Raw genomic sequence first — 18,165 nt, 5'->3', positions numbered from 1 at the left:
TGGCACGTTGGTCGCGCTGGCATGCTCGTCGCGCGCGCACGATGGTCGCGTTGGCACGCCCTCGCGCCGCACCGATGCGTTTTCCACAGTCCGCGTTGTCCACAGGGCCGTGCGCGCGATCCGGCGAATTCGGCGAGAATGGCATCGCAGGATGGGGGCCCCCTTTGGGAGGGCGGGGTCTGTGGTTGCGGGGTCTGATCGCCGTCATGGCGAGGGCGGAAATCGTTCCAGCGTCTCGCTGATCAGATCGGCGTCCCAGGTGAGCGTCCCCCCGGCCAAATCCGCCACCACCCCCCGCAGCCACCTGAGCTCCGCCTCCATCATGGCCACCCGATACTCGTCCTCGATCAGGAAGAGCCTCGGCAGTCCCGCCGGCGCCTGCGCGCGGATCTCGGCCGCCTTCGCCGTGATCGCCTCGATGCGCTTCTCCAGCAGCCCGCGCACTTCGGCCGGCGGCAGCACCGGCAGGAACGCCAGCGCGGCCGGGAACTCCGGGAACTCGCGCGCCGGCGCCGGCAGCATCTCTGTCAGCCAGCGGCGCAGCATCGCCGCGCCGGCTTCGGTGATCTCGTAGACGGTTCGCTCGGGCCGTCCCGCTTCCCGTGACGTGGTCCCGGCGCGGGCCAGGCCGTCGCGCACGAGGCGCTCCAGTGACTGGTAGACGCTGTTGCGCTGCGCGACGTTGACGAGCTGGTCCTGGCCGCGCTCCTTGATCATCTGCTGCATCCGGTACGGGTGCATCGGCGCTTCGTAGAGCAGCGCCAGCAGCACCATGCCCAGCGTGGACCGGCGCGGTTCGGAGGAGGCCACGGCCTCAGCCTAAGGGGTTGACCGCCCATAGTCATGGTATGCATAGTCAGTATATGACTAAACGAACCGTGCTGATCGCGGGTGGCGGCATAGCCGGCACCGTCGCCGCGCTCGCTCTCGAACGGGCCGGCTGGCAACCTCGCGTCTACGAAGCCCGCCTGGGGGAGGAGGGCGGCGCCTGGCTCACCGTGGCGGTCAACGGCCTCGCCGCTCTTCGCGCGCTCGGCGAGGATCCGTCCGAGATCGTGACGGCGGGCTTCGCGACCCCGTCGCTGACCATGGTCAACGGCAAGGGCCGCAGGCTGGCCGTCCTGCCGCTGGGTGGCCCGGCGCCCGACGGCACGGTCACCACCACGATCAAACGCATCGATCTGTACGCGGCGCTGCGCACCGCCGCGGAGAAGCGCGGCATCCCGATCGAGCGCGGCAAGCGGCTGACCGGCTTCGAGGAGCGGCCGGACGGGGTGACGGCGACCTTCGCGGACGGCTCCGACGCGCGCGGTGACCTGCTCGTCGGCGCGGACGGCCTGCGCTCGCGCACCCGTGAGCTGCTCAACCCGGCCGGGCCGGCGCCCCGCTATCTCGGGCTGCTCAACGCGGGCGGCTTCACCGATCGACCGGTGGACGTGCCGCTCGACCGTACGCCGGGCATGGTGCACATGGCCTTCGGCCGGCGGGCCTTCTTCGGGTGGGCCGTCGCGCCGGACGACTCCGTGTGGTGGTTCGCCAATCCGGGGCGCAAGCAGCCCGTACGGCCGGGGGAGTTCACCCCGCAGCAGTGGCGTGCCCATCTCATCGGGCTCTTCGAGGGCGACAACCTGCCGGCCGCGGCGATCATCCGGGCCACGGGTGAGGCGCTCGGGCCGTGGAACACCGACGACCTGCCGCGGGTGCCGGTCTGGCACGGTGAGCGGGTGGTGCTGGTCGGCGACGCGGCGCACGCGGTGTCGCCGTCGTCCGGGCAGGGCGCGTCGATGGCGATCGAGGACGCGGTCACGCTGGGGCGGTGCCTCGGCGAGGGCGGGACGCTCGCGGACTACGAGCGGCGCCGCCGTGCGCGTGTCGAGCGCGTGGTGGCGTACGGCAAGCGCAATGGCAGTGGCAAGACGGCCGGGCCGGTCGGAGCGGCGATCCGGGACGCGATGTTTCCCGTGGTCATGAAGCTGCTGTATCGCAACGGCGACCCGCAGGCCTGGATCCACGATCACAGGCCTTAGTGATCGTTCAGGTTTGGCCCTAGGATGGGCGCATGGACGCAGCCGACATCGAGGCCGGACGGGAGCGCTGGCAGCGGCGCTACGACGCCGCCCGCAAGCGCGACGCTGACTTCACCACTCTCTCCGGCGCGACGGTCGACCCCGTCTACGGGCCGCCCGCCGGGGCCGACCACCCCGGTTTCGAGCGGATCGGCTGGCCGGGTGAGTTCCCGTACACCCGGGGCCTCTATCCGACGGGATACCGGGGCCGCACCTGGACTATCCGCCAGTTCGCCGGTTTCGGCAACGCGCGGCAGACCAACGAGCGCTACAAGATGATCCTCGGGGCCGGCGGTGGCGGGCTCAGCGTCGCCTTCGACATGCCGACCCTGATGGGCCGCGATTCCGACGACCCGCAGTCGCTCGGCGAGGTCGGCCACTGCGGGGTGGCGATCGACTCGGCCGCCGACATGGAGGTGCTCTTCGACGGCATCGACCTGGAGAAGACCACCACCAGCATGACGATCTCCGGCCCGGCCGTGCCGATCTTCTGCATGTACCTGGTGGCCGCCGAGCGGCAGGGCGCCGACATCCACAAGCTCGACGGCACGCTCCAGACCGACATCTTCAAGGAGTACATCGCGCAGAAGGAGTGGCTCTTCCAGCCGGAGCCGCACCTGCGCCTCATCGGCGACCTCATGGAGTACTGCGCCCGCGAGATCCCGAAGTACAAGCCGCTGTCGGTCAGCGGCTACCACATCCGCGAGGCCGGCTCGACCGCCGCGCAGGAGCTGGCGTACACGCTGGCCGACGGCTTCGGCTACGTCGAGCTGGGCCTGTCGCGCGGGCTCGACGTCAACCAGTTCGCGCCCGGCCTGAGCTTCTTCTTCGACGCGCACATCGACTTCTTCGAAGAGATCGCCAAGTTCCGCGCCGCCCGGCGCATCTGGGCCCGTCACCTGCGCGACGACTACGGCGCCACCAGCGAGAAGGCGCTCTGGCTGAAGTTCCACACGCAGACCGCCGGCGTCTCCCTCACCGCGCAACAACCGGTCAACAACGTCGTCCGTACGGCGGTGGAAGCGCTCGCCGCGGTGCTCGGCGGGACGAACTCGCTGCACACCAACGCGCTCGACGAGACGCTCGCCCTGCCCACCGACGAGTCCGCCGAGATCGCCCTGCGCACCCAGCAGGTCCTCATGGAAGAGACCGGCGTGATCAATGTGGCCGATCCGCTCGGCGGCTCCTGGTACCTCGAGGAGCTCACCGACCGCATCGAGGCCGAGGCCGAGGAGATCTTCAGCCGGATCCGCGAGCTCGGGCACGACGGCACCATCACGGCGGGCATCCTGCGCGGCATCGAGGACGGCTGGTTCACCGCCAACATCGCCGAGGCGGCGTTCACCTACCAGCAGGCGCTGGAGAAGAACGAGAAGCGTATCGTCGGCGTCAACGCGCACACCGGCACGGTCGCCAAGGAACTGGAGATCCTGCGGGTCTCGCACGAGGTCGAGATCGCCCAGAACCGCGAGCTGGCCACCCGGCGGGAGGGGCGTGACGCCGTACGCGTGAAGGCCGCCCTTGATCGCATGATCGAGGTCGCGCGCACCGGCGACAACATGATCCCGGCGATGCTGGAGGCCGCCCGCGCCGAGGCGACCCTGGGCGAGATCTGCGGCGTCCTCAAGGACGAGTGGGGCATCTACCGCGAGCCGGCGCGGTTCTGAAGGCCCTTCAGCATGACATCGAGATAGCGCTCGGCCGCGCCGTCGTCGCCGCCGGCGCGGACCGCGTGCTGCACCCCGCACATCAGCCGCCGCAGGTCGTCGGCGGTGATGCCGGCCCGGACGGCGCCCCCGGCCCGGGCCCGGTCGAGCACGGCGCCGAACGAGGTGAACAGTTCGGCGCCGAGCTCGCGCGTCTCGTCGCAGGCGAAGTCCCGCCTCTGCAGCACGGCCGCCAGCGCGGGGTCGTCGAGCATCAGCCGCAGCCCGGCGCGCATCAGCCGGGCGAAGCCCCGCGCCGGGTCGGGATCGTTCGCGCCGGTGCGGGCGTCGGCCACCAGCGCGGCGAGGCTGTCCGCCGCGAGCGCCTCGAGCAGCACCTGATGAGTGGGAAAGTGCCGGTACGCGGTGCCGACGCCCACCCCCGCCTCCTTGGCGATCGCGTTCATCGGCAGGTCGGCGTCGCCCGCCCTCATCCGCTCGCGGGCGACCGAGAGCATCTGCTCGCGCACCCGTGCGGAGTCGGCCCGAAGCCTCTCGGGATTGAGCGATGGCATACCTGAAAGGATAACTCATCCGTTATGCTGTGACGTCCGATATCAGGCCCGCCGCGGCGCGGCGGAGCGCCTTGTCAGCGTGCGAGACTAGGTAACCATGAGCGACCCACGGACCACTCCGTCGATCTTCACCCGCGGCGCGGTCGATCTCAGCGCGCTCCGCGCGCCCGCGCCGTCGCAGGCGCCGAGCCGCCCCGCGCCCAACAGCGCCCCGCAGGCCGCCGCCCACGGCGGCCCGCCTTCCGGCGCGATTCCCGGCGGCCTCCCCGGTGGTGCCGCCCCCGAGACGATCATCGACGTCACCGAGGCCAACTTCCAGTCCGCCGTCCTCGAGCGTTCCCTCGCGACGCCGGTCATCCTCGACTTCTGGGCCGACTGGTGCGAGCCGTGCAAGCAGCTCTCGCCGATCCTCGAGCGGCTCGCGCAGGCCGGCGGCGGCTCGTGGGTGCTCGGCAAGGTCGATGTGGACGCCAACCCGCGCCTCGCTCAGGCGCTGCGGGTGCAGGGCATCCCGATGGTGGTCGCGGTGGTCGGCGGCCAGCTCGTCGAGGGCTTCACGGGCGTGCTTCCCGAGTCCCAGGTCAAGCAATACGTCGACGCGGTGCTCAAGGCGGGCGGCGTGGCCGTCGAGCCGGCCGAGGACCCGCGGCTCGACGCGGCCGACGACGCCCTGATGACCGGCGACCTCGACGAGGCCGAGGCGGCGTACAAGAAGATCCTCGCCGAGTCCCCGCAGGACGCGGCCGCCGAGTCCGGCCTGGCCCAGGTCGAGCTCTACCGCCGCATCCAGGGTGCCGACCCGGCCACCGCGCTGGCCAAGGCCGAGGCGTCGCCCGACGACGTCGACGCGCAGCGGCTGGCGGCCGACATCGAGGTGCTCAGCGGCCAGGCCGACAAGGCGTACGCCCGATTGGTGGCCCTGGTCAAGCGCACCACCGGCGACGAGCGCGACGCCGTGCGCAAGCACCTGCTGTCGCTGTTCAGCGTGGCCGGCCCCGACGATCCCGCGGTGGCCGGCGCCCGGCGCGCCCTGGCCAGCGCCCTCTTCTAGCCAGGGAGCCGCTCCGTGCGCCGCATCGCCGTCCTCGACGCACCGTCCAATCTCGGTCTGCGGCCGCCGACCGAGACGTCGGTGCCGGGCTGCGCCAAGGCGCCCGGAGCGCTCCGCGACCATGGCCTGATCACCAAGCTCGGCGCCCGCGACGCCGGCTGCCTCACCCCGCCCCGCTACGACCCGGGCGACTGGCGCCCGGGCGACGGGGTGGCCCACGCGCCACAGATCGCGGCCTACTCCCGGGCGCTGGCCGACCGCATCGGCGCGATCCTCGACGCGGGCGAGTTCCCCGTGATCCTCGGCGGCGACTGCTCGATATTGCTCGGCTCGGGCGTCGCCATGCACCGCCTGGGCGAGGCGGTCGGCGGCCGCATCGGCCTGGTCTTCGTCGACGGCCACTCCGACTTCCGCCACCCCGGCAACGCGTCCTACGTGGGCGCCGCCGCGGGCGAGGACCTGGCCCTGGTCACCGGCCGAGGCCAGGCCGACCTGGCGGCCATCGAGAGCCGCCGCCCCTACTTCCGCGACGTCGACGTGGTCGTCCTCGGCATCCGGGCCCAGGACGAATACCGCCTCGACCTCCAGGCGGCCGGCATCGTCACCCGCCCCGTGCCGGCCCTGCGGGCCGAGGGCGCCGCCCGCAGCGCCCAGTGGGCCCGCGACCAGCTGGTCGACTGCGCCGGCTACTGGGTGCACGTCGACGTGGACGTCCTCGACCCCGCCGTGATGCCGGCCGTCGACGCCCCCAGCCCCGGCGGCATCGCCTTCCCCGAGCTCGAGATCCTCCTCTCCGGCCTGGTCGAGTCCCCCCACTGCCTGGGCGTCGAGATCACCGTCTTCGACCCCGACTACGACCCCGACGGCCAGTACGCAGCCGAGATCACCGCCGCGGTGGTCGCCGGCCTCGAAGCCGCCCACACGGTGACGACCCGCCCCGACCTGATCGCCGCCCGAGCCGACATCGAGAGCACACCGCCCGCCGGGCGCGGTTTGCTCGCTCCCCGGGCAACACCGGAGGACACAGACCTCGAACACCGCCGAGCGGCAGCCGCGGCCCAGAGCGTCTCCCTCGCCGCCTCCGGCATGTCGTCCGGTGTGTCCTCCGGCATCTCGTCCGAGGAGCCCGCCATCCCGGCGGTCACAGCGCTGGCCGTCGAGGACAGCGACGAGACGCCACCCTTGCCGCGAGACCCCGACCAGGAGATCCCCGACGAGGACGAGGACGCTTCGCCTTCCTCCTCCGACCCCGATCCGGAGCCGGTCGAGCCCGCCAACCCCGAGCCGACCGACCAGCTCGCGGCCCATGATGTCGACGTGAGGGCCGGTCGCGCCGCTGAGCCTGCCGCCGCCCGCTTTGCCGGGACCGTCCTCGACATCGGCGCTCGGAATGCCGAGCCTGCCGACGATGCAGGGGCTGAGGCTCGCACTCCCGAGCCCGACACCGGCGAAGCTCGCATTACCCAGCCCGACGCCGAGGTTGCCGAGCCCGCCGCCGAGGTTGCCGAGCCCGACGCCGACGGCGCCGCCACCGGCGTCGCCCCTGACGCCGCCGAGGACCTCGAGCAGGCAGAACCCCAGGACGCGACGCCCGAGGACGCCCAGCCCGAGGACGCCCAGCCGAACGAAACCGAACCCGAGGACGCCCACCCCGACAAGGCCGAGCCCGTGGCCGCCCGCCTCGTGCCGCGCCCGCTCGGGCAGGCTCCGCTGCTCGATTCCGAGCCCCTACCCGCGACCCGCCCCGGCATGCTCCGCCCGCGAGTCAGCGAAGAGCCGGCACCGGACAACTTCTCCCTGCCCGCCCAGCGCCCGGCTTTCGAAATCGGCCTCGGCCCAGGTCAGAGCAAGCCGGCAGACATCGCCTGACCCCGACGGCCGCGTTCCGGTCTCGCAGACCGGGCTCGCATCGGCAGTGCCGGAGGGGCAATCGCTCGCCCGGAGGGCAACCGCGCCCCCGGCGGCGGCGACCCGAATGCTCCTCGGCCACCGCCCGCGAGCCACCGGACCTGCGCCGCAACCTACTTGGCCAGCGCCCGCAAGAACCGCTCCACCGCCGGCACCGCCGCCTCCGAGCCCGCACCGCCCTTCTGGACCATCACGGCGAAGGCCACGTCCCCCTGGTACCCGATGAACCACGAGTGCGTGTCCTCGGTGCTCTCGTCGAACTCCGCCGTACCCGTCTTGCCGTAGACCGCTCCGCCCGGCACGTCCTTCAGCGCCGTGCCCGTGCCCGCCGTGACCACTTCGCGCATCATCTGCTTGAGCGGGTCGATGGCCGCCGCGTCCAGCTTGGGGCCGTCGGCGGCCGGGGCCGCCGGCGCCGGGTCGAGCACGAGCTTGGGCTGCTTGAACTGGCCTCGGGCGATGGCGGCCGTCGCGCCGGCCATGGCGATCGGGCTGACCGCCGTCTTGCCCTGGCCGAAGGCCGCCGCGGCGAGCTCGGTCGGGGTGTCGGCGGGGGAGAGCTTGCCGCTGAACGCGTCGATGCCCAGGTCCCACTTGGTGCCGAGGCCCAGGTCGGTGCCCGCCTTCTGGAAGCCCCCCGCGGTCAGCTTCGGGGCGAGTCCGACGAACGCCGTGTTGCAGCTTTTCGCGAAGTCGACGTGGAACGGCACGTTGCCCAGCACCTCGTCGTGGGCGTTCTTGAACTCGCGGCCGGAGACCGTCGCCTTGGCGGGGCAGGGCACGGTCGTGTTCGCGGTGACCGCTTTGCGCTGGAGCAGGCCGTACGCCGAGACGGCCTTGAACGTGGAACCGGGCGGGACCTGGCCGGTCAGCGCCGTGTCGACGGTCCCGCCGTCGGGGCCGTTGGCCACCGCGAGCACCGAGCCGTCACTGATCTTGATGGCGACCAGGGAGCTGGGCTGCTTGATCGGCGCCAGTGCCTGGTCGGCGGCGAGTTGGGTGTTCACGTCGATCGTCGTCTTGATCGGCTTGCCGGCCACCGGCTTGGCGGTGAAGATCTCGGTGTCCTTGGGGGTGTCGTCGGCCTCGGACGTGGGGCGGGAGACGACCACCGACAGGCCGGCCGTGCCGCGCAGCGTGGCGTCGTACTTCTCCTGGAGGCCGCCGTGGCCGACGATGTCGCCGCGGGCGATGGTCTGCGGGTTCTTGTCGATGTCGTCGCGGGTCGCCTCGTCGGCCGTGCCAAGCAGGGCCCGCGCGAAGGCCCGGGTGGGCGCGAGGTCGCGGGTCGCCTCCTGGAACTGGGTGCCTTTCAGCGGGCGTACGTCGTTGCGGATCTTGAGGTAGTCGGGGCGGCGCAGGGTGATCACGTCGACGAAGGCGCCGGGGTCGGCGCTCTTCACGCGGGTGGCCAGGTCGTTCATGTCGACCGAGACGCCGATCTTGGTGAACGCCGTGGTCAGGTCCTTCTGGAGCTTCGCCAGGTCGGTGATGTTCTGCGGGACCACGCCGATGGTCACCACCTCGCGGGGGCTCACGATCGGCTTGCCGGCCGCGTCGAGCACGCTCGCCCGGGTCGAGGGGATGCGCCGCAGCTGGAGCTTGTCGCCGGCGACCAGGTCGCCCTGCACGAGCGCGGGCTCCCAGATCACGCTCCAGCCGTCGCTGTTCTTCTTGGTGAGGCGCACCGTGCTGTCGTACGACCAGGTGACGTCGCCGGGCAGCTTCCACTCGACCTTGATCGTGTTGGTGGCGTCGTCGCCGGTGGTCTTGGCGTCGCCGCTCTTGGTGACCGTGAGCTGCTGCTTCGCGAGGTCGCCGGTGAGCTCCTTGAGCTGGGCCTGCACGTCGGCCGAGGCGAGCTTGCCGCCGGCCGCGCTGACGAAGCCCACTTTGCTCAGGTCGCCGCCGCGCCAGCCGTTGAGGAAGTCGTCGACGGTGCCCCCGGGCCCGTCGCTGGAGCACCCGGTGAGGAGCGCAGCTGCCAGGGCCACGGTGGCGGCGGTGGCGACGAACCGGCGCATGACATCACCTTTCGCGGGGTACGTGGTGGATCAGACGTGACGGTAGTCAACGCATGCCCGTCCCGTTGACCCCCTTGAGGTGAGAAAGGTCAAAAACGCCGCCGATCGGTTCGTTCACACCGCGCGTGTGAGCGTGTCGCGCGAGGCGTTCTAGGCTGTCCTCGACACGTTCGAACCCACAGTGTCGTGGGTGAGGGGAGCGCCAGAGCCATGGCTGTCGCCGACGAGGCTGCAACCGATTCCGATGCCGATCTGGACTACGCCGCCGGACCCGGGCTGGCCCTCACGGGGCGTCTCGGCGCCTCCGCCGAGGAGGGCGAGCTCGACGAGCCGTTGCCCAACGGGGAGCGGCTGGTGGCCCAGGCCGTCGAGGTCGCGGGCAGCGATCATGCCACCGCCCAGCTGGTGGGCCGCTTCTGGCGGTTCGCGCCCGACGAGGAGCTGGTCGGTTTCACGCCGCAGGAGATGTACGACGCCGCGGTCGCCCATCGCGAGCTCGCCCGCACGAGGTTGCCGGGCGAGCTGAAGCTGGCGATCACGCCGCCGTCCGGGTCGCAGTGCCACACGGTCGTGCAGATCGTCACCGACGACATGCCGTTCCTGGTCGACTCGGTGATCGCCCTGCTGTCGGCGCACCAGCTCCAGGTGCACCTGCTGGTGCACCCGCTGATCGTGGTGCGGCGCGAGCCGCTGGGCGCGCTGTCCGAGCTGGCCGCCGACGTCGAGCCGGACGACGCGATCGACGGCGATCTGGTGGAGAGCTGGATCCGCATCGAGATCGACCCGATCCGCAGCGAGGACACCCGCGAGCAGCTGCACAACGAGGTCCGCCGGGTGCTGACCGACGTGCGCGACGCGGTCGAGGACTGGCAGCGCATGCGCCAGCGGGCCCTGGTGATCGCCGACGAGCTGGCCACCGCGCGCGGCTCCGAGGGCAAGCTGCCCGTGCCGGACAAGGACGTCACCGACTCGATCGAGCTGCTCAAGTGGCTCGCGCACGACCACTTCACGTTCCTCGGCTACCGCGAGTACCGGCTCAACGGCGACCTCCTCGAGGGCGTGCCGGGCACCGGGCTGGGCATCCTGCGCGGCGACAGCAAGCCGCGCAAGCTGTCGTCGATGACGCCCGAGGCGTACAAGCGGGCCCTGGAGAAGAGGCTCTTGGTGATCACCAAGGCCAACTCGCGCGCCACGGTGCACCGCTCGGCCTATCTCGACTACATCAGCTTCAAGCAGTTCGACTCGTCCGGCGAGGTGGTCGGCGAGCGGCGCTTCCTGGGCCTGTTCAGCTCGTCGGCCTACCGGACGAGCGTCCGCGAGCTGCCGGTGGTCAAGCGCAAGGTCATGGAGGTGCTCGACCGCTCCGGCCTGTCGCCGCGCGGCCACTCGGGCAAGGACCTGATCCAGATCCTCGAGACCTATCCGCGCGACGAGCTCTTCCAGATCAAGACCGATGACCTGTACGAGGCGGTGATCGGCGTCCTGCGCATGGCCGGCCGCCGTCAGCTGCGGCTGTTCCTGCGGCGCGACGGCTACGGCCGGTTCATCTCGTGCCTGGTCTACATGCCGCGCGACCGGTTCACGACCGGCAATCGCCTGCGCATGCAGGAGATCCTGCTGCGCGAGCTGAACGGCGTCGGCCTCGACTACACGACCCGGGTCACCGAGCGGATGCTCGCCCGCGTGCACTTCATCGTGCGCACCGACCCGGCCGACCCGCCGGGCAAGGTCGACCCCAACCAGCTCGCCGAGATGCTCGCCGACGCGACCCGCATGTGGGACGACGACTTCTCGCTGGTGCTGGAGCGCAAGCTGGGCGAGGAGGCGGCCCGCGACCTGTTCGCGCGGTACTCGACCGCCTACCCCGACAGCTACAAGGACGGCCACACGCCGTACGAGGGCATGCAGGATCTGGCCAAGCTCGAGCTGCTCGAGGAGGAGGGCCAGCTCGAGATGCACCTCTACCGCAAGCGGCGTCCCGGGCGCACCGGCGAGCCCGAGCCCGACGACCACGACGTGCGGTTCAAGGTCTATCGGTACGGCGAGCCGATGCTGCTCTCGGCGGTGCTGCCGGTGCTGCACTCGCTCGGTGTCCAGGTGGTCGACGAGCGGCCGTACGAGATCCGGCGCAGCGACGGCACCATCTACCTGTACGACTTCGGGCTGCGCCCGCCGGCGGCGCACCGCGAGCTCGCCGAGGTGCGGCCGCAGGTCGAGAACGCGTTCGCGGCGGCCTGGCGCGGCGAGGCCGAGGTGGACGGTTTCAACGAGCTGGTGCTGCGCGCCGGGCTCACCTGGCGCCAGGTGGTGGTGCTGCGGGCGTACGCGAAATATCAGCGCCAGGCCGGCAGCGTCTTCTCCCAGCGCTACCTGGAGTCGACCTTCATCGCCTACCCGGAGATCGCCCGGCTGCTGGTGCGGCTCTTCGAGACGCGGTTCTCGCCGCGGCTCGAGGCCGGCGAGGCGCAGCGGTCGCGGCTCGCGGGTGAGCTGGTCGACCGGATCACCGCGCTGCTCGACGACGTGGAGAGCCTCGACCAGGACCGGATCCTGCGGTCCTACCTGACGCTGATCCAGGCCACGCTGCGCACGAGCTTCTTCCAGCGCGGCGCGGACGGGCGGCCGAAGTCGTACGTGGCGTTCAAGCTCGACCCCCAGGCGATCCCGGACCTGCCCCAGCCGCGCCCGAAGTACGAGATCTTCGTGTATTCGCCGCGCTTCGAGGGCGTACACCTGCGGTTCGGTGCCGTGGCCCGCGGCGGTCTGCGCTGGTCGGACCGGCGCGAGGACTTCCGTACCGAGATCCTGGGTCTGGTCAAGGCCCAGATGGTGAAGAACGCGGTGATCGTGCCGGTGGGCGCGAAGGGCGGCTTCGTGCTCAAGCAGAAGCCGGGCGACCGGGACGAGGCGGTGGAGTGCTACAAGCGCTTCATCACGGCGCTGCTCGACGTCACCGACAACATCCACAGTGGCAAGATCGTGCCGCCGCGCGACGTGGTGCGGCACGACGGCGACGACCCCTACCTGGTGGTCGCCGCCGACAAGGGCACGGCGACGTTCTCGGACATCGCCAACGAGATCTCGGTCGGCAAGGACTTCTGGCTCGGCGACGCGTTCGCGAGCGGCGGCTCGGCCGGCTACGACCACAAGAAGATGGGCATCACGGCGCGGGGCGCGTGGGAGTCGGTCAAGAAGCACTTCCGCGATCTCGGCCTCGACACCCAGACCGAGGACTTCACCGTGGTCGGCGTCGGCGACATGAGCGGCGACGTCTTCGGCAACGGGATGCTGCTGTCCGAGCACATCAAGCTGGTGGCCGCGTTCGACCACCGGCACATCTTCCTCGACCCGTCGCCGGACCCGGCGGTGTCGTTCGCCGAGCGGCGCCGGCTGTTCGAGCTGCCGCGCTCCTCGTGGGACGACTACGACAAGTCGCTCATCTCGCCGGGCGGGGGCGTCTATCCCCGTACGGCGAAGTCGATCCCCGTCTCGGCGGAGGTGCGCGCCGCGCTCGACCTCGGCGACGCCACCGCGGTCAGCCCGGTCGAGCTGATGCGGGCGATCCTGCGCGCGCCGGTCGACATGGTGTTCAACGGCGGCATCGGCACGTACGTCAAGGCGTCCTCCGAGACGCACGCCGACGTGGGCGACAAGACGAACGACGCGATCCGGGTCAACGGCAACCAGCTGCGCTGCCGCGTCGTGGGCGAGGGCGGCAACCTGGGCCTCACCCAGCGTGGCCGCATCGAGTTCGCCCGCACGGGCGGCCGCATCTACACCGACTTCATCGACAACACGGCCGGTGTGGACTGCTCCGACCACGAGGTCAACATCAAGATCCTGCTGGGCGGCGCGGTCACCGAGGGCGAGATGACCCTGCCCGAGCGGGACGAGCTGCTGGCCGCGATGACCGACGAGGTCGCGGCGCTGGTGCTGCGCGACAACTACGAGCAGGCGCAGGCGCTCGGCAACGCCCGGTCGCAGGCACACTCGCTGCTGCCCGTGCACCGGCGCATGCTCACCTGGCTGGAGGAGTCGGGCCAGCTCAACCGCGAGCTCGAGGCGCTGCCGACGGACGCCGAGCTGGCGACCCGCTACGAGAACGGCGAAGGGCTGGCGGCGCCCGAGTTCGCCGTCCTGCTGGCGTACGTGAAGATCGCCGCGGAGCGTGAGGTCCTCGCCGACGAGCTGGTCGACGAGGCGTGGACGGCCGGCGTGCTGACACGGTACTTCCCGACGCCGCTGCGCGAGCGCTTCGCCGCCCGCATGGCCGGTCACCGGCTGCGCCGCGAGATCATCACGACCGCGCTGGTCAACGAGGTGGTCAACCGGGGCGGCACGTCGTTCATCTTCCGCGCCATGGAGGAGAGCGGCGCCTCGGCCGCCGACGTCATCCGGGCCTATGTGGTCATCCGCGACACGTACGGGCTGGCCGACATCTGGGCGGACGCGGAGGCGCTGGACAACCAGGTGCCGACGGCCGCGCAGACGCTGGTCTTCCTCGAGTCGCGCCGGCTGCTCGACCGGGCGGTCCGCTGGCTGGTCAGCACCCGGCGCTCGCCGATCGACGTCTCCGGCGAGGTGGCCCGCCTGCGCCCCGGCGTGCAGGAGCTGCTGCCGCGCCTGACATCGGTGCTCAAGGGCAACGAGCGCCGCTCCCTCGACGAGCACATCGCCACGCTCGTCGACAAGGGCGTGCCGATGGACCTGGCCGAGCGGGTCACGCTGGTCAACTACGGCTTCGGCCTGCTCGACATCCTGGAGACGGGCGTGGCCACGGGCCGCGCCGCGGACGAGGTGGCGCCGGTCTACTTCGCCCTGTCCGAGCGGTTCCACATCGACCAGCTGCTGTCGCACATCTCCAAGCTGCCGCGCGGCGACCGCTGGCAGACCCTGGCCCGCATGGCGTTGCGCTACGACCTGTACGCGGCGCTGGCCGCCCTCACCGCCGAGGTCCTCCAGTCCACCCCGGCGGAGGCCTCGGCCGACGATCGCGTCTCGGAATGGGAACGCGTCAATGCAGCCTCCATCGCCCGTGCGGCCAACGCGATGGGCAACGTGGGGGACACGCCGGCGGAGCTGGCGGCCCTGTCCGTGCTGCTCCGCCAGATCCGCACCCTGGTCAAGACGTCTTCAGCGGCCTGACGGTACGCGTCACGTGGTCACGCAGGAGGCCGGCCGCCCGGTCGGCCTCCCGCGCCAGGGCGGCCTCCTCCAGGGCCAGATGCTCGGCGGCGGCGTCGCGGGCCGGGGCGTGCGCGGCCGCCCAGCGACGGGCCAGCTCGCTGTCGACCCAGAGCCGGTCGAAGGTCGCGAGCAGGACGTCGTTGCCGCAGCCCTCGAGCAGCGTGCGGTGGAAGACCCGGTGCGCCTCGCCCCAGGCGTCGGGATCCTGCTCGTACGGCACCGCGCGCGCCAGGCGATGATGGGCGGCCCGCACGCGGGCCTCCCATTCGAGGTCGCCGCGCTCGATGGCCATCCGCAACATCTCCGGCTCGATCGTGGCGCGGGCCTCGGCGATCTGCTGCCACCGCTCGGCGCCGGTGGCGGGCACGGCGAAGCCGCGATTGGGCAGCCGGTCGGCCAGCCCCTCGCCCACCAGCCGTAGCAGCGCCTCCCGCGCCACGGCCAGGCTCACTCCGTGGCGGGTGGCCAGTTCCTGCGGCTTCAGCGACTGCTGCGGCGCGAACTCCCCGTTCATCACGGCGGCGCGCACCGCCGCGTACATCCGCTCGGAGGGCGACTGGGCTTCTGTCATGCTGATCACCCTACCGCAAATAATCGATTATCTGTACGGTAATCGACCATGAGTGGTAACAACCCCTTCGAGCGCCTCCCCGAGGTGCCCAGCTTCACCGTCACCAGCACGACCGTCTCGGACGGCCGGCCGCTCCCGGCCGCGCAGCTCTCCGGCATGTTCGGCCTGCCCGGCGGCAAGGACGCGTCCCCGCAGCTCTCCTGGAGCGGGGCGCCCGCCGGCACGCGCGGCTACGCCGTCACCGTCTACGACCCGGACGCGCCCACCGGCTCCGGCTTCTGGCACTGGGCCGTCGCCAACATCCCAGCCGACGTCACCTCGTTGCCCGAGGGCGCTGGCGACGACACCGGCTCGGGCCTCCCCGCCGGCGCCGTGCAGCTGCCCAACGACGCCCGGCTGGCCCGCTTCGTCGGCGCCGCCCCGCCGGCCGGCCACGGCGCGCACCGCTACTTCATCACCGTGCACGCGCTCGACGTCGAGGACATCGGCGTCCCGGCCGACGCCACCCCCGCCAACCTCGGCTTCACCATGGCCGGCCACATCCTGGGCCGCGCCACGATCGTCGCCACCGCCGAGACCCCGGCGGCCTGAGCCTGAGCTCGGTCGCCGGCTGTTCGCTGATGCCGGCTCTTTGCTGACGCCGGGTTTTGCTGACGCCGGTTGCTGACGCCGGGTTTGCTGACGCCGGTTGCCGACGCCGGGTTTTGCTGACGCCGGCCGTTCACTGCCGCCGGAGGTTCACTGACGCCGGCCGTTCATTGACGCCGGCCGTTTACTGACGCCGGTTTTCGCGGGGACGGCGTTCGGCTGATCTGGCGGCGGGGCCGGAAGCAGCGTGAGCCGGGTCGCGGCGGATTGCTCCCGAAATCCGTGCCGCGCCCGGCTCACCGTCTGCGTCGCGAGGGCTGCGAACCGGTCCCGTGGTCCGAACCCTGTGCCGCGACGTCCCCAGATCCACCTGCTGTCATCACGCTACGTGCACATGGTGGCAGGCCGGAAGCGCTACGTGGTCGAAATGACCGTTCGGACCACACTCTTCGGGCGGTTTTCTCCGTCCGTCCACTACTCCTGGTGATGATCAATTTGCTGTACGGGGAGTGATCAATCGTCTCGGCGGATCGAGTCGATCAGCGCGAGCACCTGCCGCAGGGCGGGCCGCAGCACCCGCAGCCGCGACAACGAGACGAGCCGGTCGATGAGCGGCACCACCCCGTCGATCAGCCGCCGGGTGCGCCGCTGGCCGGGCGACTTGTCGTACACCCAAAAGAGGATCACGCCCATCCACCCCAGCCACAGCAGCTCGGGCAGCTCCCGCCGCAACTCCGGATCGAGCTTGGCGTTCGACCCCTCCACGACCTCCCGGAAGATCGCGATGGCCGCCTCACGCGCCGGCGACGACTCGCGCGAGAACGGGCTCAGCGGCGAGGTCGGCTCGGCAGCGCTCTTGAAGAAGGTGGCCGCGAACGAGTGGTACGGCGCGTTGACGTCGATCCCCGCGTGCAGCACTCCCCGCAGCCGCGGCGCCAGCTCCTTCTCGGCCGCGAGCACCTCCTCGGCGGCGGCCCGGTGAGCGGCCTGGTTGCGGTCGTAGAACCCCTGGATCAGGTGTTCCTTGGAGTCGAAGTAGTAGTAGGCGTTGCCGACCGCGACCCCCGCCTCCTTGGCGATGGCCCGCATGGTGGTCTCGGCGTAGCCCCGCTCCCGGAAGAGCCGCAGTGCCGTCTCGAGGATCAGCTGCCGGGTCTGCTCTCCTCGCGCCCGTCTCGGCTTGCCCGCTCCCTGCCCGGCGGCCGGCGCAGTGGGGTCCGCGGTCGGCGCCGACTCGTCCGGCCCGGTCGGTTCAGCGGCAGCGCTCGTCACACCCGTCACCGTAGTCCCCCGCCCACCCCGAGAGCGCGTCCCCGGCGGTCACTCCCATCGGTGGTTCCGCGGCCTTCACCGCCGCCGGCGGTCCCCCGGCGGCCGTCACCGCCGCCGCCGGCGGTCCCCCGGCGGCCGTCCAGGCGTCCGCCGCATCTCCCTCCACCGGGGAGCGCGTCGCCTCACGGATCGCCGACACCGCCGCGATGAACTTCCGCGCGCTCGGCAACAGCGCCGGAGAGCTGATCCGCTCCGCCATGCCGCGGTAGTCCGCGAGCGCCCACAAACAGGCCACCCAGGCACCATCGCCCACGAACACCGACCCGTCGTCCCCGACCACCGTGATGTCCCGCAACGTCGCCTCGTGGTCCAGCCCGGGAAACCGCTCCCGCGCCGCCCCCGACCCGGCAGGCACAAACTCCAGCGGTACGAGCTGAGCGCGCCCTTCCAGCCACCGCCGCCCGGCCCGGCAGATCGGGCACCCCGCGTCGAACAGCACGGTGAACGCGGTGATCCGCGCACCCCCACCTCCGACCGGCGCGGTCTCCGGGTGAACGCCGTGCTCGGTGCTTTCGGGCTCGGCGGGGGCCGTGCCGGATCGGCCCCCGCCGAGCGGATCGACCCGGCCGGCCCCGTGCCCCGCCGGATCGACTTCCCGCCCGCCGGTCATGCTCGGGCCGGCGGCGTCTGCGGGTGAAGCGGCAGCCGCCCCGCCGGCGGCAGCGGCGGCACACCCTGCTGCTGGCGCAGCCGCCCGCGGCGGTAGCGCCCCAGGAAGAACACGTTGCAGAAGTGCAGAACCCCAAGAACCAGCAACACCAGCCCGATCTTCATCGACAGCGTCTCGAGTGCCTCGCTGGTGTCCGCGATCGCGTTCGCCGACCGCATGGCCACCGTCACGTATCCGAGGTTGAGCAGATAGAACCCCATCACCAACAGCTGGTTCACCGCCTTGGCCAGCTTCGCGTCGGCAAAGACGTCCGCCAGAAACACCAGCCCGTTCCGCGACAACGTGGTCGCCACCCACACGGTCAGCCCAACGCTGACCAGCAGATAAGTCAGGTACATCCACACCTTGGGGTCCATGGGGACCACCTTTCTCGAACACGTTCAACTTCTGCGCTTCGAGCGTAGACCTCGACTTGAACATGTTCAAGAGCGGGGATGGCCTGCGGTTGTCAGGGGAAGTGGCGGCCGCCCACCTCGGCCCGCCCACCTCGGCCCGCCCACCTCGGCCCGCCCACCTCGGCCCGCCCACCTCGGCCCGCCCACCTCGG

Annotated in this window: 12 protein-coding genes and 1 pseudogene; 6 read left to right on the top strand and 7 right to left on the bottom strand. The window is 71.5% G+C overall.

From position 1 onward, the window contains the following. Positions 1–204 precede the first annotated feature (204 nt). Entirely contained in the window at positions 205–810 is a 606-nt protein-coding gene (locus tag Ade02nite_RS31325) for a PadR family transcriptional regulator (protein WP_239169202.1), read from the bottom strand. Between the two features lie 53 nt (positions 811–863). Here Ade02nite_RS31325 and Ade02nite_RS31320 point away from each other — a divergent pair, with 53 nt between their 5' ends. Further along, entirely contained in the window at positions 864–2,027 is a 1,164-nt protein-coding gene (locus Ade02nite_RS31320) for an FAD-dependent oxidoreductase (protein WP_203771770.1), read from the top strand. Positions 2,028–2,059: 32 nt separating this feature from the next. Beyond that, positions 2,060–3,733, top strand: a complete 1,674-nt coding sequence (gene icmA, locus Ade02nite_RS31315) for a coenzyme B12-dependent isobutyryl-CoA mutase large subunit (protein ID WP_203771768.1) — start codon at positions 2,060–2,062, stop codon at positions 3,731–3,733. Here icmA and Ade02nite_RS31310 read toward each other — a convergent pair. Beyond that, positions 3,709–4,287, bottom strand: coding sequence for a TetR/AcrR family transcriptional regulator (locus Ade02nite_RS31310; RefSeq protein ID WP_203771766.1), 579 nt, complete (start codon positions 4,285–4,287; stop codon positions 3,709–3,711). The genes icmA and Ade02nite_RS31310 overlap by 25 nt on opposite strands. Before the next feature lie 97 nt (positions 4,288–4,384). Between Ade02nite_RS31310 and Ade02nite_RS31305 the strand changes: the two genes are divergently transcribed. Together Ade02nite_RS31305 and Ade02nite_RS49710 are read left to right on the top strand one after the other, a co-directional pair. After that, positions 4,385–5,338 carry a tetratricopeptide repeat protein gene (locus Ade02nite_RS31305; protein ID WP_203771764.1) on the top strand — a complete coding sequence of 318 codons (954 nt, stop codon included), beginning with the start codon at positions 4,385–4,387 and terminating at the stop codon, positions 5,336–5,338. Between the two features lie 15 nt (positions 5,339–5,353). Next, positions 5,354–6,247: pseudogene (locus tag Ade02nite_RS49710) on the top strand (arginase family protein); the annotation flags it as partial. Between the two features lie 1,112 nt (positions 6,248–7,359). Here Ade02nite_RS49710 and Ade02nite_RS31295 read toward each other — a convergent pair. Next, complete coding sequence (locus Ade02nite_RS31295; RefSeq protein WP_203771760.1) at positions 7,360–9,270, bottom strand: penicillin-binding transpeptidase domain-containing protein; 1,911 nt, start codon at positions 9,268–9,270, stop codon at positions 7,360–7,362. A 210-nt stretch (positions 9,271–9,480) separates the two neighbouring features. On the opposite strand from Ade02nite_RS31295, the gene Ade02nite_RS31290 reads away from it, so the two are divergent. Beyond that, on the top strand, positions 9,481–14,415 hold the full coding sequence (locus Ade02nite_RS31290; RefSeq protein WP_203771758.1) for an NAD-glutamate dehydrogenase: 4,935 nt from the start codon (positions 9,481–9,483) through the stop codon (positions 14,413–14,415). On the opposite strand, the gene Ade02nite_RS31285 is transcribed toward Ade02nite_RS31290, so the two are convergent. Further along, positions 14,393–15,028, bottom strand: coding sequence for a GntR family transcriptional regulator (locus Ade02nite_RS31285; RefSeq protein ID WP_203771756.1), 636 nt, complete (start codon positions 15,026–15,028; stop codon positions 14,393–14,395). The two genes, Ade02nite_RS31290 and Ade02nite_RS31285, sit on opposite strands and share 23 nt — an antisense overlap. A 48-nt stretch (positions 15,029–15,076) precedes the next feature. Here Ade02nite_RS31285 and Ade02nite_RS31280 point away from each other — a divergent pair, with 48 nt between their 5' ends. Further along, positions 15,077–15,619: a YbhB/YbcL family Raf kinase inhibitor-like protein gene (locus tag Ade02nite_RS31280; RefSeq protein ID WP_203771754.1), complete on the top strand. Its 543-nt coding sequence runs from the start codon at positions 15,077–15,079 to the stop codon at positions 15,617–15,619. A gap of 510 nt (positions 15,620–16,129) precedes the next feature. On the opposite strand, the gene Ade02nite_RS31275 is transcribed toward Ade02nite_RS31280, so the two are convergent. The 3 genes from Ade02nite_RS31275 to Ade02nite_RS31265 are packed head-to-tail and all read right to left on the bottom strand — an operon-like array spanning position 16,130 to position 17,974. After that, positions 16,130–16,888 carry a TetR/AcrR family transcriptional regulator gene (locus Ade02nite_RS31275; RefSeq protein ID WP_379036827.1) on the bottom strand — a complete coding sequence of 253 codons (759 nt, stop codon included), beginning with the start codon at positions 16,886–16,888 and terminating at the stop codon, positions 16,130–16,132. Beyond that, positions 16,869–17,558: a thiol-disulfide oxidoreductase DCC family protein gene (locus Ade02nite_RS31270; RefSeq protein ID WP_239169201.1), complete on the bottom strand. Its 690-nt coding sequence runs from the start codon at positions 17,556–17,558 to the stop codon at positions 16,869–16,871. Before Ade02nite_RS31270 ends, Ade02nite_RS31275 begins: the two co-directional genes overlap by 20 nt. Next, complete coding sequence (locus Ade02nite_RS31265) at positions 17,555–17,974, bottom strand: hypothetical protein (RefSeq protein ID WP_203771752.1); 420 nt, start codon at positions 17,972–17,974, stop codon at positions 17,555–17,557. Before Ade02nite_RS31265 ends, Ade02nite_RS31270 begins: the two co-directional genes overlap by 4 nt. Between the last annotated feature and the right edge of the window lie 191 nt (positions 17,975–18,165).

It is taken from the genome of Paractinoplanes deccanensis, assembly GCF_016862115.1.
In the GTDB taxonomy this organism is placed as follows: Bacteria; Actinomycetota; Actinomycetes; order Mycobacteriales; family Micromonosporaceae; genus Actinoplanes; species Actinoplanes deccanensis.
The sequence above is the reverse complement of the archived record's forward strand: the minus strand, read 5'-3'. Positions and strand labels throughout refer to the sequence as shown.

Excerpts from the sequence above, each read along its gene's own strand:
- Ade02nite_RS31290 (WP_203771758.1), top strand. The coding sequence starts at position 9,481 with ATGGCTGTCGCCGACGAGGCTGCAACCGATTCCGATGCCGATCTGGAC.
- Ade02nite_RS31305 (WP_203771764.1), top strand. The coding sequence starts at position 4,385 with ATGAGCGACCCACGGACCACTCCGTCGATCTTCACCCGCGGCGCGGTC.
- Ade02nite_RS31310 (WP_203771766.1), bottom strand. The coding sequence starts at position 4,287 with ATGCCATCGCTCAATCCCGAGAGGCTTCGGGCCGACTCCGCACGGGTG.
- Ade02nite_RS31285 (WP_203771756.1), bottom strand. The coding sequence starts at position 15,028 with ATGACAGAAGCCCAGTCGCCCTCCGAGCGGATGTACGCGGCGGTGCGC.
- Ade02nite_RS31280 (WP_203771754.1), top strand. The coding sequence starts at position 15,077 with ATGAGTGGTAACAACCCCTTCGAGCGCCTCCCCGAGGTGCCCAGCTTC.
- icmA (WP_203771768.1), top strand. The coding sequence starts at position 2,060 with ATGGACGCAGCCGACATCGAGGCCGGACGGGAGCGCTGGCAGCGGCGC.
- Ade02nite_RS31270 (WP_239169201.1), bottom strand. The coding sequence starts at position 17,558 with ATGACCGGCGGGCGGGAAGTCGATCCGGCGGGGCACGGGGCCGGCCGG.
- Ade02nite_RS31265 (WP_203771752.1), bottom strand. The coding sequence starts at position 17,974 with ATGGACCCCAAGGTGTGGATGTACCTGACTTATCTGCTGGTCAGCGTT.
- Ade02nite_RS31295 (WP_203771760.1), bottom strand. The coding sequence starts at position 9,270 with ATGCGCCGGTTCGTCGCCACCGCCGCCACCGTGGCCCTGGCAGCTGCG.
- Ade02nite_RS31320 (WP_203771770.1), top strand. The coding sequence starts at position 864 with ATGACTAAACGAACCGTGCTGATCGCGGGTGGCGGCATAGCCGGCACC.